Origin of the sequence: Granulicella tundricola MP5ACTX9 (genome assembly GCF_000178975.2) — a bacterium.
GTDB classification, from domain to species: domain Bacteria; phylum Acidobacteriota; class Terriglobia; order Terriglobales; family Acidobacteriaceae; genus Edaphobacter; species Edaphobacter tundricola.
Map to the genome: position 1 here is coordinate 135,958 of NC_015064.1, position 15,807 is coordinate 151,764.

At 60.1% G+C, this 15,807-nt stretch carries 11 protein-coding genes; 4 read left to right on the plus strand and 7 right to left on the minus strand.

Annotated features, from left to right (window positions below):
- Nucleotides 1-97: 97 nt before the first annotated feature.
- A complete protein-coding gene (locus tag ACIX9_RS00590) occupies nucleotides 98-448 on the minus strand; it encodes a nuclear transport factor 2 family protein (protein WP_013578525.1) in 351 nt (116 codons plus the stop codon).
- Nucleotides 449-586: 138 nt separating this feature from the next.
- Here ACIX9_RS00590 and ACIX9_RS00595 point away from each other — a divergent pair, with 138 nt between their 5' ends.
- Nucleotides 587-1,501 carry an AraC family transcriptional regulator gene (locus ACIX9_RS00595; protein WP_013578526.1) on the plus strand — a complete coding sequence of 305 codons (915 nt, stop codon included), beginning with the start codon at nucleotides 587-589 and terminating at the stop codon, nucleotides 1,499-1,501.
- A gap of 12 nt (nucleotides 1,502-1,513) precedes the next feature.
- Here the strand turns inward: ACIX9_RS00595 and ACIX9_RS25350 are convergent, their stop codons facing one another.
- Complete coding sequence (locus ACIX9_RS25350; RefSeq protein ID WP_085940611.1) at nucleotides 1,514-2,020, minus strand: alpha/beta hydrolase; 507 nt, start codon at nucleotides 2,018-2,020, stop codon at nucleotides 1,514-1,516.
- A 144-nt stretch (nucleotides 2,021-2,164) separates the two neighbouring features.
- On the opposite strand from ACIX9_RS25350, the gene ACIX9_RS26220 reads away from it, so the two are divergent.
- A complete protein-coding gene (locus ACIX9_RS26220; RefSeq protein WP_049789175.1) occupies nucleotides 2,165-2,389 on the plus strand; it encodes a hypothetical protein in 225 nt (74 codons plus the stop codon).
- Nucleotides 2,390-2,772: 383 nt separating this feature from the next.
- On the opposite strand, the gene ACIX9_RS00610 is transcribed toward ACIX9_RS26220, so the two are convergent.
- From ACIX9_RS00610 to ACIX9_RS00630, 5 genes are all read right to left on the minus strand, one after another.
- The gene (locus ACIX9_RS00610; RefSeq protein ID WP_013578529.1) at nucleotides 2,773-4,041 is read right to left on the minus strand and encodes an MFS transporter; all 1,269 of its coding nucleotides are present in this window, start codon (nucleotides 4,039-4,041) and stop codon (nucleotides 2,773-2,775) included.
- Nucleotides 4,042-4,226: 185 nt separating this feature from the next.
- Nucleotides 4,227-6,404 (minus strand): molybdopterin oxidoreductase family protein, encoded by a 2,178-nt coding sequence (locus tag ACIX9_RS00615; RefSeq protein WP_013578530.1) that lies wholly within the window; start codon nucleotides 6,402-6,404, stop codon nucleotides 4,227-4,229.
- Nucleotides 6,401-7,990, minus strand: a complete 1,590-nt coding sequence (locus tag ACIX9_RS00620; RefSeq protein ID WP_013578531.1) for a DmsC/YnfH family molybdoenzyme membrane anchor subunit — start codon at nucleotides 7,988-7,990, stop codon at nucleotides 6,401-6,403. Before ACIX9_RS00620 ends, ACIX9_RS00615 begins: the two co-directional genes overlap by 4 nt.
- Nucleotides 7,991-9,724, minus strand: a complete 1,734-nt coding sequence (locus ACIX9_RS00625) for a diflavin oxidoreductase (RefSeq protein WP_013578532.1) — start codon at nucleotides 9,722-9,724, stop codon at nucleotides 7,991-7,993.
- Nucleotides 9,721-11,529, minus strand: a complete 1,809-nt coding sequence (locus tag ACIX9_RS00630; protein ID WP_013578533.1) for a NirA family protein — start codon at nucleotides 11,527-11,529, stop codon at nucleotides 9,721-9,723. The genes ACIX9_RS00625 and ACIX9_RS00630 overlap by 4 nt, the downstream gene beginning before the upstream one ends.
- A gap of 509 nt (nucleotides 11,530-12,038) precedes the next feature.
- On the opposite strand from ACIX9_RS00630, the gene ACIX9_RS00635 reads away from it, so the two are divergent.
- On the plus strand, nucleotides 12,039-13,685 hold the full coding sequence (locus ACIX9_RS00635; RefSeq protein ID WP_013578534.1) for an alginate export family protein: 1,647 nt from the start codon (nucleotides 12,039-12,041) through the stop codon (nucleotides 13,683-13,685).
- 102 nt (nucleotides 13,686-13,787) lie between these two features.
- Nucleotides 13,788-15,527, plus strand: coding sequence for a uroporphyrinogen-III synthase (locus ACIX9_RS00640; protein ID WP_232298760.1), 1,740 nt, complete (start codon nucleotides 13,788-13,790; stop codon nucleotides 15,525-15,527).
- Nucleotides 15,528-15,807 lie beyond the last annotated feature (280 nt).

The window sequence follows — 15,807 nt, forward strand, 5'->3', positions numbered from 1 at the left end:
TTTTCAGACTACTTTGGAGCTGCCTTTACTGCGCTCTCTTGAGAATCAATTGACGAAGGCATCTGCCTGCCGATGACTGATCGGTGGAATCGGGCCCCTAGAAGAACCCGATCAGCTTCTTCAGACGCCCTTGGTCATCAAACACTCCATACGTATACGCACTTCTCAGCGGTGTTCCATCACTCTTGTAGAGGGTCCATTCGGTCAGAACCTGTTCATGGTGGAAGAACAGCTTATCGATCTTGAAGTATGCCCGTGGGAGCCGCTGCTGAAACTGCTCAACATGCGCCAGAAGATTCGCAAAGCCTTGGGTCTCTTCGCCTGGGTTGGTAGAAACGACATCGTCACTCACGCTTTCGCGCAGAAGGCGCTCTCTCGTCTCGGGCGCGACACTGCCATAAGCTTCGAGGTAAGAATTCCAGACTTGTTCAACAGCATCCTTCGTCATCGTCTATCTCCATTCGCGCGTGTTGCTTTCGTTTCCGTCATCAGCTTGACGCTCTTCCGGTCTTTTCAATCTAGGAGGAAATGACCGCCAAGTCGATAATGTTGAAGCCGAAGATGTTTACGTCTCGTCCAATTCTGTATGGATCCATTTCTTGATCTGATCCGTCTGCTTCGGCCACGCGCCATGTTGACCGCAGGAATCCGCGCCACTGGCCGCTGGGGCGTCTCTTTCCGCCAAAGAAACGATGTGCTCTTCTGCTGGTTGGAGAAAGGGGAGTGCCAGCTCGTCCGCGCTCACGCCGAGCCATTACAGCTGCGCCCAGGGGACTTTGTCCTGATCCGTACGACGACGCCGTTTACGCTGACTTCGGACCCGTCTGTCGAGCCTGAAGACAGCGAGACGATCGTAGCCACGACAAACGATCCAGAACTGAGGCTTGATAAGGGCTCTGGGCTCACATCAATTCTCCGGGGCGGACGGTTCGTCTTCGATACGACGAACGAGGAGTTGCTGACGGGACTGCTACCCTCACTGGTACACGTCTCCGGTAACGACATCTCCTCGTGGCGACTGCAATCTTTGTTGAAGCTCAATGAGACCGAATCGGCGCAACGGGGTCTGGGAAGTGACTTCATCGTCACACGACTTATCGAAGTGATTCTCGTGGAGATACTCCGCCGCGAGGCAAAGAAAGTCGATCAAAGACAAACAGGTCTACTTGCAGGTCTTAACGATCCAGTCACGTCACGCGCTCTTGCACTCATGCATGCGGACGTTGCTCACGACTGGACTGTTGCCATCCTCGCGTCGCGTTGCAACGTCTCGCGTTCCACCTTCGCCGCACACTTCCGTAAGGTCGTCGGGATCGGCCCAATCGACTACCTGTTGCGCTGGAGAATGACGCTGGCGAAGGACGAGCTTCGGCGCGGAACGCGGAGCATTGGGGAGATTGCCTTAGCTGTCGGCTTCCAATCTTCCAGCGCGTTCAGTACAGCCTTTACGAAGGCAATGGGATGCTCTCCCAGAAAGTTCTTGCGCCAGCCTGGCGTCTAGGAGCGAGCCGCCTTAGATCGCCTCGCGTGCTGCCGTCACGATGACATCGGCCACAGCTTCCGGCTGCGATATGTAGATGGAGTGCGAGCCGACAAGCTCCGTCACCGTGCTCTTGCTTCGCTGGTACATGAAACGCTGGAGGTCAGGACTAAGCGACCGATCTTCGATGGCGACGATGGCATAGCTGGGCTTCTCACGCCACGCTGCAACGGAGACCGGTGCCTGCAGGCATTTAACTGCAACGAACATCTGCGAGTCGGCCATAAAGTCGGTGTCTGCCTTCGAAAGATCGGCAGCGAAGTCTTCCTGGAAGTGGGCGGAATCGAGGTAGGCGTAGCCGTCAGCCGTGAACTTTACGGTCGCGCTTGCGGCTGGTTTGGATGTGAGGAGCTCAAAAGGACTCTCTCCTGCGTCAGGCTGCAACGCGGAGACGTAAACCAGAGCCTTCACCTTGGGGTCATTGCCTGTCTCCGTGATGAGAGCGCCACCGTAACTACTCGAGCTTCGAGCTTGCATCATCCGCTTTCGCCAGAAAAAGCTTTGTTTCCGCTTCTGGTGATCATTGAGAGGCTTGGACCGATTGGAGTGATGGACCTGGCGGGTCGTGTTGGGCGCGATCACAAGACGGTCAGTCGATAGGTCGCACGGCTTGAAGATCTGGGCTTGATCCATAGGCGCGCTGTGGCGAAAGACGGCAAGATGCGTGAAGCTGCGATCACGAAGCGAGGCAAGACAGCGACGGACGCTCTCGACGTTGCCCGCGAGTGCATGTTCTTGAAGATGTTCCAGGACTGGAAGACCGATGAATTCAGAATGCTGGTGCGGTTGTTGCGAATGCTAGCCGATGGATTGAACGAAAACACTCATCTGAGTACGAGCGAGAATTGATTCGTACAGCTGAGGCGCATTTCTCGTAAAGAACGGAATTTATGAAAAATCGCCAATGCGCTTAGTGAGCGTATCGACATGCATGCGCTCACTGAGATTTCACGAAAGTCACTTTCGACGAACAACTTCGGTCGAATGTTTGCGCGTTTCCTGGCAAAGTTCGTCGAAACAGTTGATGCGCGGGACGTAGGCGTTATGACGACCCCGTAGTGCAGTTGATCAGTGAGTCCCCCATCTCAACGTTGAACCGTTGCGATGGGGCATGGCATTTAGAGCTGCTTAAAAAATTCCTTATGAAGTGGGTAAACAGACAACGACAAGAGCTACCGTCCTTTGGAAAGTGACAACAGTGTGGCAACGATCTCAATCAAGAGCTGCGTTGCTCAGTCGGCGGCGAAGGTTGCGCCTTCGGCGGAGACCATAACGGGTCCGTCGATGACACGAGAGGAGGTAAGAGCACGACCGCCGGGACCAACCCAGGTTTTAGTCCAGGAACGGCTTACGATGCGGAGCACCACGAGGACGAGTAAGGCGAGACCGGCGTACATGATCCAGCCGTTGCGGTAGCTGCCGAAGTGCTGTTTGGAGTAGCTGAGGATCGTTGGTATGAGGGAGCCGCCCAGAGCGCCGATTTCACCGATCATGCCGCCAGCGATGGCTGTGGTCGTAGGCCAGCGCAAGGGAACGAGCTGGAAGGTGGCGCCGTTGCCCGCGCCGAGAGCGGCGAAGCACAGCATGAAAAGCAGCGTCGTGACGAGCAGAGAAGGCGTGGTCATGAGCCCGAACAGACCCGCGATGGCAATGAGGAAGACGACCGACAGTGTAGTGATGCCGCCTATCTTATCGGCGAAGTAGCCGCCGAGGACACGGGTAGCCGAGCCGGTGAAGGTTGCGAGGACGGTATACAAACCAGCTTGCACCTTGGTCATGTGAAACTGGCTGACATAGAACGTGGTGAGGAAGGTGGACAAGCCGATAAAGCCGCCGAAGGTGATGATGTAGACCATATTGAAATACCATCCGTCCGGCTGCCACAAGCACTGAAGATGCTGGGACAGGGACTGGTGTTCGACGTCAGGCGGTTCTTTGGCGAAGAAGATCATGACCAGCAGCGGGAGCATCATACAGCCGGCGGCGAAACCGTAGACATGTTGCCAGCCGAAGTGCATCGCGAGTTTGGGTGCAAACAGCGCGGCGAATGCGGTGCCGCTATTGCCTGCGCCGGCGATACCCATCGCAAGGCCTTTGTACTGTTGTGGGAACCAGCCGGAGCCGAGCGAGAGCGCGATGCCAAAGCTGCCGCCTGCGATACCAAGTAGGACGCCCATGGCGAGCACAGAGTGGAAGGTGTGGACAAAGAAGTAGCCATAGAGCAAGGCGAGCACAATGCAACTCATCTCGATGATGGCTGCCATCTTGCGCCCGATGTACTGCGACAGCACGCCGAGAGGGAAACGCATGAGGGCGCCAGCGAGAATGGGAACGGAGATCATGGTGCCGGTCTGGATCGGTGTCAGGTGGAACTGTTCGGTGATGAAGGGCCCCATAACGCCGTTGAGGACCCAGATGGCGAAGGAGAAATCGAAATAGAGAAAGGCGGCGAGAAGGGTGGGCGGATGTCCGGACTTCATGAAGATCTTGTAGCTTGCCATGATGTGTCTTCCTCGATGGGGATGTGTGGATCGGGTAGAGCTTCGGGCTTCTGCCCGTGCGACGTCATGGTCGCTGGAGTGAGGAGCCGTCTGTACTGCCTGGTGCCAAACACCGGCAGTCGTGGCCGGGGAATCTTGGGTGAAGGGTCGGTGGGCTGAAACCGCCTGAAGTACGCCGTAATCTTTTACTGCGAACTGCTCTTCTGCACGCGCACCGCGCACTGCTTAAAGTTGGGCTCGCGGCTGATAGGGTCGAAGGCACCGAGCGTGACGCGATTGGAGTTCGTCTCCGCAAAGTGGAATGGCATAAAGACCTGCCCGGGCGCAATGATTGAGGTGATGCGGAGCTCGAGTCCGCTGACATTAGATCGTCGACTCGTGACGGTGACCTTGTCGTGGGCGCGCAACTGCAGGCGCTTGGCGTCGACTGGGTTCATCTCCAGCCATGCGTTGGGAACCATCTTGTTCAGCATGTCCACCTGGGCGGTCTTGGTGCGGGTGTGCCAATGCTCGACCGTGCGGCCGGTATTCAGAATGAAGTCATACTCTTCATTGGGCTGCTCAAGGAAAGGATCGCAAGGTACGTTGTGAAGAATGGCACGGCCGTCGGCCGTAGGAAAGGCGCCGTCAGCATAGAGTCGTTCTCCGCCCCACTGGATGCCACCGGCGTCTTCAATCTCTTTCCACGAGTACGGACTGTAGTCGCAGAGACGCCCGGCGGAGACGCGCTGCCACTCCGCGTAGGCGTCGGCTGTAGTCTGCCACCCGGGGTAAAGGCGGTCGCGGACGCCAAGGCGTTCCGCAAGGGCAAGGAAGATATCGAAGTCGGACCGAGCCTCGCCTGGCGGCGTGACGATGCAGTTGACCTTGGAAATACGCCGTTCGGAGTTGGTATAGGTACCTTCCTTCTCTCCCCAGATAGCGGCCGGCAGGACGAGGTGGGCGAAGTCCGAAGTAGGTGTAGGGTGGAAGCCATCCTGGACGACGACGAACTCTACGGACTCAAGCGCTTGTTTGAGCAGCTCGTAGTTTGGGAAGGAGACCACTGGATTCGTCGCAATGAACCAGAGTGCCTTGATCTTGCCTGTAACCGCGCCTTCGATGATGTCCGGGTAAGCCATGCCGCGGGCTTTGGGAATCTCTTCCGCATCGATACCCCAAATCTGAGCAAGCTCTTCGCGGTGTTCCGGGTTGTCGAACTTGCGATAACCAGGAAGAGCTGAGGTGAAACCGGATTCGCGCGTGCCCATGGCGTTGCATTGGCCGGTGATGGAAAACGGCGCGGCGCCCGCACGGCCGATGTGGCCGGTGATGAGTGCAAGATTGTTGATCGCTGCGACGGTCACCGCACCTTGCGTCGAGTGGTTGACCCCCATCGTCCAGCCGATGAAGCCCGCCCTGGCCCGTCCGTACAGGTGCGCGACCTTGGTGATCTTCTCCACCGAAAGCCCTGTAATCTCGCTGACGTGCTGCGGCGTGAAGGCCGCAACGTAGGCGGCAAATGCATCGTAGTTGATCGTATGCGCAGCAATGTAGTTGGAGTCGGTGAGCCCGTCGCGAATCAGGATGTGTGCGATGCCGTTGATCAGCGCAATGTCGCCGCGCGGTTTGATGGCCAGGTGTATGTCGGCCATCATGGCAGTCTTGGTCACGCGCGGGTCCACCACGATCAGCGTGCGGCCCGGGCGCTTGTCGGGCCCTTCGCCGACACGTGTGCAAAGGATCGGGTGGTTATCGGCGATGTTCGAGCCGATGAGCAAGACGACATCGGCTGTAGACATATCGGCGTAGCTGCCGGGCGGCCCGTCGGAGCCAAAGGAAAGCTTGTAACCGGAGACGGCAGATGCCATGCAGAGCGTCGTATTCCCGTCGTTGTTCGGTGTGCGAAACCCCAATTGCACCAGCTTGCCAAGCGTGTAGTACTCCTCGGTCAGCAACTGGCCGGTCCCGACGACGCCGAGCGAGCCAAGGCCGTGCCGTCCCTGGATATTCGCGATGCGTTCGACCATGGTCGACAGGGCTTCATCCCAGGAGACGGGCTCCAGCTTGCCGTTCTTGCGCAAGAGCGGCAGCTTGGCGCGCCCAGGGCCGTCGAGAATATGGTGTTCGCTGAGTCCCTTGGGGCAGAGCTTGCCGCGGTTGACGGGATGATCCGGGTTGCCGCGAGCGGCCACGGCTTTGCCATCTTTCACACCGACGAGCATGCCGCAGCCAACCGAGCAGTAGCCACAGGTGGTCTTGACCCACGTATCGGCGACGCGTGCTGTGGATACCTTGCCGTACAAGGGATCCTGGGCATATGAATATTTCTCCTGTGCGGTATCGATGCCGACGAGTCGCTTGAAGCGATGAACGATGCTCATGCATGAGCTCCCGCAGGGCGTGACCGCACAAAGGTGAGTGCCATGTTGAGCGGCACGACCGTGACGAAGAACAGGTAACGCGATAGCAGCACGGAAGCGAACGCGAGGCCCAGGGCGATGGGTGCGGAGCCATCCGCAGTGGCGATCAGTGCAAACAGCAGCAGCAGAACGCAGCCGGCGGCGACCGGCCAGGTCGCGTCGCCTGAAAGCAGCGCCCATGCCGCGCGCGCTTCAAACGCGGCAGCGCGGCGCAGGCGAACCGCCCGAACGGTCTGGTTGATCAACCAGCTGCCCGCGCATAGCAGGATGAGCGCAAGGGCATTGGGGGTCGCCGTGGCAAAGGTCGGGAAGATTGGCAGGCGGAGCGTCGTACCGGCCAGAGCCGCAGCGAGGAGACTGCCGAGCAGAGCCGCCGTGAGGATAAAGTCGGCCGGCGTGTGGGCCGTATTCCACGCGGGGCGCGCCTTCACCAGGTAGATCGCGGCGCTTGCCAGCGTGCCGAGCACCCCCAGGATGGCAGCGGTGAGCGAGAGGGCCAGAGGCAACGCAATGGGGAGGACTACGCCATATTCTCGTGCAGCGGCCGCAACCGTTGCAGCCGCGAGCGCAGCGAAGAAGAGGGTAAACAGCAGCACCTCGCGGCTCAGCCAGGAGCGCCGCCACATCTTCAGCGCACGGTAAGCGAAGGCCGGACGCCCCAGATGGAGCGTCGACAAGGTGAGCGCCGTGGCAGTAATCGTGAGCAACACGAAGAGCCGGACAGCGTCCAGCGCGTGCCATGCAATCAGCACCCAAAGGGCACCCGAAACAGCCTGCATGAGCGCCGTCATATAGATCAGGGGGACGTGGGCGTGCTCGCGTTGAATCTGTCCGAGGTCGACCCGCTCGAGCCCAGCCGAAGGAATGTGGGGCAGCGTAATGCGGGTCGTGGAAACGGTCTGCTCAGCCGCTGGCATGCCCGGTGAGTCGGCCAGTGCGTAGTCACTGCGCCACTCAGCCATGTTGACAAGCTCAATCTCGATCGCGCCCTCTGGACAGGCATTGACGCACGCGGGTTCGAGTCCGTCGTCGAGGCGCCCTTTGCACATATCGCACTTGCCCACCACGCCCCGCTCCGGGTTGTACTGCGGCACGGAGTAGGGGCAGTTCCACACGCAGTAGCTGCAACCGATGCACGCATCTGCTGAGTGCAGGACGATGCCGGAAACAGGATCCTTGGTATAGGCGTCGACAGGGCAACCCTTCAGGCAATCGGCGTCCAGGCAGTGATTGCAGCCCATGGAAAGATAGTGGCGCTGCGTGTCCGGGTAGCTTCCGGCCTCAAGCTCGCCGATGCGCCGCCACAGAATATCGGCGGGATTGTTATTCTGCTCATTGCACGCCACTTCGCAGGACCGGCACCCGATGCATTTGGTCATGTCGAAGTGAAAGCGATACTGCTCGCCGGGACCGGGCTTGCGCGCAGGGATCAGCGCAGAGACCACTTCCGGAAATAGGATCCCATGCTCTCCAAGGGATAGGCCGGTCATGCGCACGAGTGCCGGACTCGTGCCTTCAACCGCACGCTCATGCAAGGGCAGATTCATCTAGTAGACATCCCGGTGATATCGTTTCGAGTCGTGAAGATCCTGGACGTAGGCTTCGGCGTCCGTATTGCCATGTTGCGCGATCAGCTGGTGCAGCGCGGCGTCGACGTCCTTAGCCATGCGCGAGGCATCCCCGCAAACGTAAATCGTCGCCCCTTGCTGGAGCCATGCAAAGAACTCTGCGCCATGCTCCAGCATGCGGTCCTGCACATAGATCTTGTGAGCCTGATCGCGTGAAAATGCGGTGTCGAGCCGGCTAAGGTGACCTGTCCCCAGCATCTGTTCCAGCTCCTCGCGGTAAAGAAAATCAGTGGCAGCAGAACGATCCCCGAAGAACAGCCAGTTCCTGCCCGTAGCTCCCATAGCCAGGCGCTCATGGAGAAAGCCGCGGAACGGAGCGATCCCGGTGCCCGGGCCGATCATGATGATCGGTGCGTCCGGATCCATAGGCAGCCGGAACTTCTTGTTGTGCTGGATGTAGACGGGCAGCGTGCCGTTAAGGTCGGTTCGATCCGCGAAAAGTGTGGAGCAGACACCACCGCGTTCGCGATTGTGCGCACGGTAGCGAACGACGGCAACCGTGGCATGCACTTCGCCGGCGTGCGCCTTCGGGCTTGAGGAGATGGAATAAAGGCGCGGCGCCAATTTAGGCAGAAGGTCCGCCAGTTGCTGAGCAGAGGCGATAGCCCCCGGATGTTCGGCCAGCAGATCGATCACACCACGGTCGTAAAGGTAGGTATCGAGGTGGGTTTGCTGCTCCGGAAGCAGCAGATCGATGAGCAGGGCGATGTTGCCCGCCTTGGCATACGCGTCGATCAGCTTGCGGCTCAGTTTGGTGATCTGCAGGACGTGCGTGAGGGCATCGCAGAGCGAGCGCGTGCCGAGTTTGGGCACTTCCACGAGTTCCTCGCCATTGAGCCCCGTGGCCGAAAGAACGTCGGCAACCAGCGCCGGGTCGTTCGCAGGGATGACCGCAAGCGCATCGCCGGCTTCGTAGGTCAGTTCCGAGCCCGCGAGCGAGAAGCTCAGGTGCAGGGTGGACTTGCTGGACACGTCCGCGGTCAGAACGCGCTTTTCGATGAGCGCCGCCTGGAAGGGGTTCTCGCGGCGATAGAGGCTGGCCGGAGCGACCGGAGCCGCGGCAGCGAGCGCCTGTGGCGGTGTGGCGGCAGCAGCGGTGTCGAGGCTCGCGAGCAGCGCTGCTTTCCAGCGCTCGAAGGGCTCGTCCACATCGACGTCCGCAGTCACGATTGGAATACTGCGTTTCGCCCCAAGGTCCTGAAGGCGCTCGTCCAGGTCCACTCCGAACTTGCAGAAGTGCTCATAGTGGCTATCGCCCAGGGCAAGGACGCTGTACTCCAGCCGTTCGAGCCGCGGAGCGCCTTCCGCGCACAGCGAATCGAAGAAACCTTTGACCCCGTCCGGCGGGTCGCCTTCACCATACGTGCTGGCGACGATTACAGCGCACTCTTCAACCGCAAGCTCGTGTACAGGGTAAACGTCCAACGAGGAGAGCTTGGCCGTATGTCCCTTGGCCTTCAGCTCCTTGGCGACCTTCTTGGCCAGGCGCTCGCCCGTGCCGCTCTGCGAAGCATAAAGCACTGCGACGTTGCGTGGCTCGAACACCGCGGACTGCGGCGCGGATGAGTACAGACCGGCCAGAAAGCCATTGAGCCAGGCACGCTGCGCCGGGTTGAACGGAGCTGAATCCGGAATGAAGGGAACGCTGCTCATTCTGCCTCCACCTGCGCAAAGGCACGGAGTTCTTCAATCGAATGCCGGCGGGTGAAGGCGAGGAATGTTTCGTTTTCGTCGCTGCGGAGGTCCACGAAGCTGCCCAGTAGCAGCTCCATCACAGGCGGTAGATCGGCAAACTTGATCGCTGCAATAAACTCCCGCGCGATGCCCTGGTCGGCGTCGCTACCACCACCGAGCGAGACGACATAGCCCTCCTCGCCTTCGACCTTTGTACCCATGAGCCCGATGTCGCCGATGTAGTGCTGCGCGCAAGAGTTATTGCAGCCCGTAACGTGCAGGTTGATTGGCTGGGTGAGCTGGGGGAAGCGCTCGTCGAGCGTGCGTGCAAGTGCAACCGCGTGGGTCTTGGTATCGCTGGCAGCGTAGCGGCAGCCCTGATTCCCAGTGCACGCGACGGTCCCAGAAAGCACCGGGCCGGCCGTAAACTTCAGTCCGGCAGCAGTCAGCGCGGCCTGCGCTGCGGGAAGCCTGGCTTCAGGAATGTTCGGCAGGATCAGGTTCTGCCAGACCGTCAGCCTGATCTCACCCGTTCCGAACTCCTCCGCGATGCCGGCCACGGCCCGCATCTGGTCCACGGGCAGGCGGCCCACGGGAACCGAGACCCCGATGTATGAGAGGCCGGGTTGCACCTGCGCGTGCGTGCCGATATGGCCCGCGCGCTCGATGGGGCCGCGCGCTTCGCAATCTGCCAGCGGCAGCCGGAGAAGAGGAAACGCGAGAAGCTTCTCGGCTTCTTCCAGGAACCTCTCCATGCCCCAGCGGTCGACGAGGTACTTGAGTCGCGCTTTCTTGCGATCGGTGCGGTCACCGTTTTCCGCGAAGACGCGGATCATGGCTGCGGCCACCGCCACGGCCTCGTGCGGCTTCAGGATGACGCCCGCGTCGGTCGCAAACTGGCGGTGACCGGTGATGCCGCACAGCAGCACCCGGAAGTACACCCCGGCGGGCAGGCTCTGGCCCTCAGAAACCCGCACAGCCTGGAAGCCGATATCGTTGGTATCGGCCACGGCCGAGATAGTACCCCCATCGTCGAACGCCACGTTGAACTTGCGCGGAAGGCCGAAGAGATCGCGTGAGTTGAGAATGTACTGGGCCAGGGCATCGGCGTGCGGCCTCACGTCCAGCAGCGAACGGGGGTCGATCCCGCTGAGCGGAGACGCGGTGATATTGCGAATATTGTCCGCGCCAGACCCGCGCGAACTCATGCCGAGCGCCGCGATCTTGTTGAGCACCGGAACAAGATGCTTCGGCTGGAAATCACGAATCTGGACGTTCGAACGCGTGGTGAGATCGCAACGTCCGGCGCCCCATTCGTCAGCCATCTCCGCGAGTCCACGCATCTGACGCGAGGTCAAAACTGCTCCCGGGACCCGCAGCCGCAGCATGAACGAGTCCTGTGCCGGCGAAACGTAGAAGAAGCCGTGGAACTTGAACCGGTAGGTGTTCTCCGGGTTCGGTGCCATATTTTCCTTGCTGTGAGAGAGCAGCTCATCCCACGCGTCGAGCGGGTTGCGCTCGTACTTCCAAAGCTCTTCGCGGCACAGGTCCTCGACAAGTGTGCCGTGGAAGGTGGCTGCCAGGTTCTGGGTGCCGGCTGTGGGTTCAGCGGTAATCTGGCCGGCTGCGGTATGGCCCACAAAAGGCATGCGCTGGATCACCCCCGCGAAAAAGCCTTCGAGGTACTGCTTCTGCTCAACCGAGAAGGTTTCGTCGCCCGCGCTTTCGAGCATGGGAGCGGTAAGTGCGTTTTGAGGGTTGGCAAGCGGGCCATTGGCAGGCATGGGCAAGTCCTTTGCGAAAACGAGCGGATGGTATAGCTCATTAGCTTCCCGAGTGGGAAGGTCTTATCGTTTGGGGAGCTCGTCATGGAGCCGGATGGGTAAGTGGAATGAATGGCGGAGACATCCATGGTCTCAGCCGGCGGACGGGATGGATAAACTTCGCGGACCTCGGCGGTCCTGAAGAACTTCCTGAAATTCACGTTCGGTTGCGTCAGCATAGCCGGAGAGCGTGGTGAACGCAAGCGCTTTTTGCCGGACAGCGTGCAGACCAGGAGCCAACGCCCGATCGACAAAAGTGTTGCGCGGGCACGAGACGCATGTTACATCTGAAGGACAACACCCCTGAACTCCCGCGATACCCTGATTGTGTCGCACTTGCCAAGGCTGGCCGACGCGCAACGATGCGCCTCAGCCGGCGTTGCCCTCGTTCTCTCTCGCCCGCCAACTTGCCCCCATACCACCGCCCTGGCGCGGGCCACTCTGTTTCGTCTTTCGGGAGATACCCTCGCATGACTCGCTTTCCTGCCCGTACCGCTCTCCTTGCCTTGTCCGCTCTCTCCCTCTCCATGCATCTCGCCGCACAGGACGCGCCGTTATTGCTTGCAGCGGCGACCGAGCCGGCAGTCTCCAGCTCCAATGGACCCGAGTTGCAGAACGGCCCCACGCCGCAGACGGCCACCTCGCCCCAGCCTGCCACCAACAAACTCCCGTCTGGATTTCTGGGTTCGCCCATCGCAACCGGAACCGTCAAGCGCACCTATCCCGTCAGCATCTCGTTCCTCAGTCGCAACCGCGCCGACGCCCTCAACTACTACGACGACGGCGTATACACCAGCACGTACCCATACGTCGAGCACTTGCTACGTATCGCCATCGCCCAGAAGGTCGGCAAGTTTGACTGGCAGGCGGAGTTGGCCGAAAACACCGTCTTCGACGTTCCCACGACCGCCGTCGACCCGGTAGCGGCACGTGGGCAGCTCTTTCTGGGAGGCACGTACTACGCCTCCAATGGCCCTCTGAACACCACACCGTCGGCCGCCTCGTTCAAACAGGGCTGGCTGCGCTACCACGGCAAGGGGCCGGACACGACCCTTCGTCTCGGCCGCTTTGAATTCTTTGAAGGTCAGGAGACGACTCCCAAAGACCCAACCCTGCTTTGGCTGCAAACCAACCGCGTCGCGCAGCGCCTGGTCGGTAACTTCGGCTTTTCGAACGGCCAGCGCTCCTTCGACGGCATCGACGGCCACTACGGCAAAGGAACCTGGGACATCACCGCCATGGCTGGCCGCGCCATCCAGGGCGTCTTCAACATGAACTCCAACCCTGAGCTCAACGTCGACATTCAATACCTCGCCTATACCAGGCGCCAGTTCAAGGATCGCCTGATCTTCCGCGTCTTCGGCCTGGACTACCACGACGCCCGCACCGGCCTGACCAAGACCGACAACCGGACCGCCGCCGCCCGTGCGCTGGACCACAGGAACATCCGCATCGGCAGCTATGGCGCAGACCTGCTCGGCACCCTGCCCACCGGTCCAGGCGCATTCGACGGGCTCTTCTGGGGTGTCGTCCAGAACGGTCAGTGGGGCGTCCAGAACCAGCACTCCGGCGCCTACGCCGTCGAAGGCGGATACCGCTTTACCAAAGTCGCAAGCAAGCCCTGGATTCGCGGCGGAGCCTTTCGCTCCACCGGCGACAACAACAACACCGACGACCAGCACAACACCTTCTTCGCCGTGCTGCCGACGCCGCGCGTCTACGCCCGCTTTCCCTTCTACAACTCCATCAACAGCAAGGATCAGTTCATTCAGATCATGGACAGCCCCAGCAAACGTTGGGATCTCCGCAGCGACATGCACTTCCTGCAGCTCACCTCCAGCACCGACTTTCTCTACAACGGCGGCGGCGCGTACGACAACAAGGTCTTCGGCGTCACCGGCCGCACCGCCAACGGGCACAATAGCCTCGCGTCCATCTTCGATATCAGCTCGGACTATGCCGTCACCCCGTCGCTCAGCCTGAACACCTACTACGCCCATTCCTACGGCCGCACCGTCATCAGCGCGCTCTATGCGGGCAAACAGGCAAACTACGGATACCTTGAACTCATTTACAAGTTCGGCATTAAGCAGCGTGCCGCAAAAGCGGTGAAATAATTCGGCTGCGTCAAAGTTACAAGCCCGTTTCGACACAGGCTCCAAGTGGTCTGAAATTGTGTGTTACCTTGATGTCCAACAGTCCCAACTTGTACTGCTCCAGTGCGCTGCTTGAAGCCCGGAGCAGCCGAGTCGACCCCAGCAGTGGGGACTACGGATGGAGTCTTGATGGCGCACGCAAGCTTTGACGGTCTGCGGGTTCTTTCACTCGAATCCAGACGGGCCAAAGAGGTAGAGAAGCTCATCCGCACCTATGGCGGACAGCCCTTCGTCGTGCCTTTCATGCGAGAGGTGAAGCTCGAATCGAACCATGCCGCGCTGGACTTTGCGGACCGCCTCATGCGCGGCGAACTCGATGTCGTCATCTTTATGACCGGTGTTGGAGTTCGGGCTCTGCTGGAAATTGTCGAGACACGCTATTCTCGAACGGAATTTCTCGAAGCCTTGGGAAGAATAAAAATTGTGACGCGAGGCTCGAAACCAGAAGCCGCATTACGCGAACTAAAGCTCCGCTCGGTCGCAACCGCGTCCGAGCCCACAACCTGGCATGAGCTCATGTCCGCCATGCACGCCTACTTTGGCGACTCGCTCAAGGACCAACGCATTGCCCTGCAGGAGTACGGAGCGTCCAACCCGGAACTCCTCGCGGAATTGACCGAGTGCAGCGCCTCCGTCTTCAAGGTGCCGGTGTATCAATGGGCGCTGCCGCACGATCTCAAACCACTGCGCGAGTGCGTCCACGGCCTCACCCACGCCAGTGTGGATGTTGTGCTCTTTACGACCGCAGTCCAGGTCATCCACCTCATGCTGATCGCGCAGGAGATGAACCAGGTCGCCGAGATGCTCGCTGGTCTACGTTCCGTCGTGGTGGTCTCGGTAGGCCCCACGACAACCGCCGAGCTCCTGCATTACGGCATTCCCCCGGACTTCGAGCCCTCTCGCCCCAAAATGGGCTTCCTCATCAACGAGGCCGCGCAGTACTCCGCCCAGGTGCTGCAGGGCAAACGCCAGCGAGCGTCGCTGCCGCCCGAAGAGGAGTTTGAGCCGGCCCCTGCCCCCGGCGAACCACTCACCCATGTCGCCCAATCCCGCCATGCAGTCCGCCGCGTAGCCGAGTCGACTCCCACCATGGCCGGCTTCAGCGACGGCCTCAGCTCCTTTGACTTCCTGCATGAGATATCCCGCCGCCTCGCCGCCTCCGACCCCCTCCACACCGTGCTCGACCGCATCCTCGAGTTCGTCACCACGATGATTCCCTGCGACTCCTGTTTCCTCTACACCCTCGAAGGAGAGAAGCTGGTTCTCCGTGCTTCCAGAAACCCTCACGCAGATATCGTCGACTCGCTCGGCATCAAGCTGGGGCAGGGGATCACGGGCTGGGTCGCCGAACACCGCGAGCCAGTCGCAATCGCCTCCAGAGCCTCGGAAGATCCGCGCTTTTCGAAATTCAAGAACATTCCGGAGGACACCTTCGAGGCCATGCTATGTACGCCCATCGTCTGCGCGACCAGGGTCATCGGCGTCATCAACCTGCAGCATCGCCTGTCCTACAGTCACAGCAGTGTGGAAGTCCGGTTGCTCTCCCTGATCGGCTATCTTGTAGGCGCTGAAATTGAACGCGCCCGGCTGGACACCGAAAACCTGCAATTGGCTGATCGGCTTGAGACGCGGAAAGCGATTGACCGCGCCAAGGGATTGCTGCAAAGGGACCTGAGCATCTCTGAAAGCGACGCATACCGCATGATGCAGCGCGAAAGTCGACAGAGAAGGAAGACCATGCGTGAAATAGCCGAGGCTCTTCTGCTAAACGAAGAGATGAAGCGCTCCACATCGGTCGCTTAGCCATGTGGACGCATCCGGGCGGTCTCGATCGATGAATCCAACACTGGCATGAAGTTATTCGCCGGACTTACAAAGCAATAACTCGCTCGCGGCACAGAGGGTATGCAGTCAAATGACTGTTTCTACAAGAGAGAGCGGTCGGTCAAAGTGTCGCCCGCCCGGGCCTCAGTCAAGTGCCCATTGAGGTTGATCCCTGTCTCATTTAGCGAGCGGTCACGGGAAGAGTGTAGGTGGCGCTGCGGGCCGGTGTGCCATCCGTTGCACTGAGCGTGTGCGTGTA

Coding starts and splice junctions, on each gene's coding strand:
- ACIX9_RS00590 (WP_013578525.1), bottom strand. CDS start 448: ATGACGAAGGATGCTGTTGAACAAGTCTGGAATTCTTACCTCGAAGCT.
- ACIX9_RS00595 (WP_013578526.1), top strand. CDS start 587: ATGGATCCATTTCTTGATCTGATCCGTCTGCTTCGGCCACGCGCCATG.
- ACIX9_RS25350 (WP_085940611.1), bottom strand. CDS start 2,020: ATGATGCAAGCTCGAAGCTCGAGTAGTTACGGTGGCGCTCTCATCACG.
- ACIX9_RS00610 (WP_013578529.1), bottom strand. CDS start 4,041: ATGGCAAGCTACAAGATCTTCATGAAGTCCGGACATCCGCCCACCCTT.
- ACIX9_RS00615 (WP_013578530.1), bottom strand. CDS start 6,404: ATGAGCATCGTTCATCGCTTCAAGCGACTCGTCGGCATCGATACCGCA.
- ACIX9_RS00620 (WP_013578531.1), bottom strand. CDS start 7,990: ATGAATCTGCCCTTGCATGAGCGTGCGGTTGAAGGCACGAGTCCGGCA.
- ACIX9_RS00625 (WP_013578532.1), bottom strand. CDS start 9,724: ATGAGCAGCGTTCCCTTCATTCCGGATTCAGCTCCGTTCAACCCGGCG.
- ACIX9_RS00630 (WP_013578533.1), bottom strand. CDS start 11,529: ATGCCTGCCAATGGCCCGCTTGCCAACCCTCAAAACGCACTTACCGCT.
- ACIX9_RS00635 (WP_013578534.1), top strand. CDS start 12,039: ATGACTCGCTTTCCTGCCCGTACCGCTCTCCTTGCCTTGTCCGCTCTC.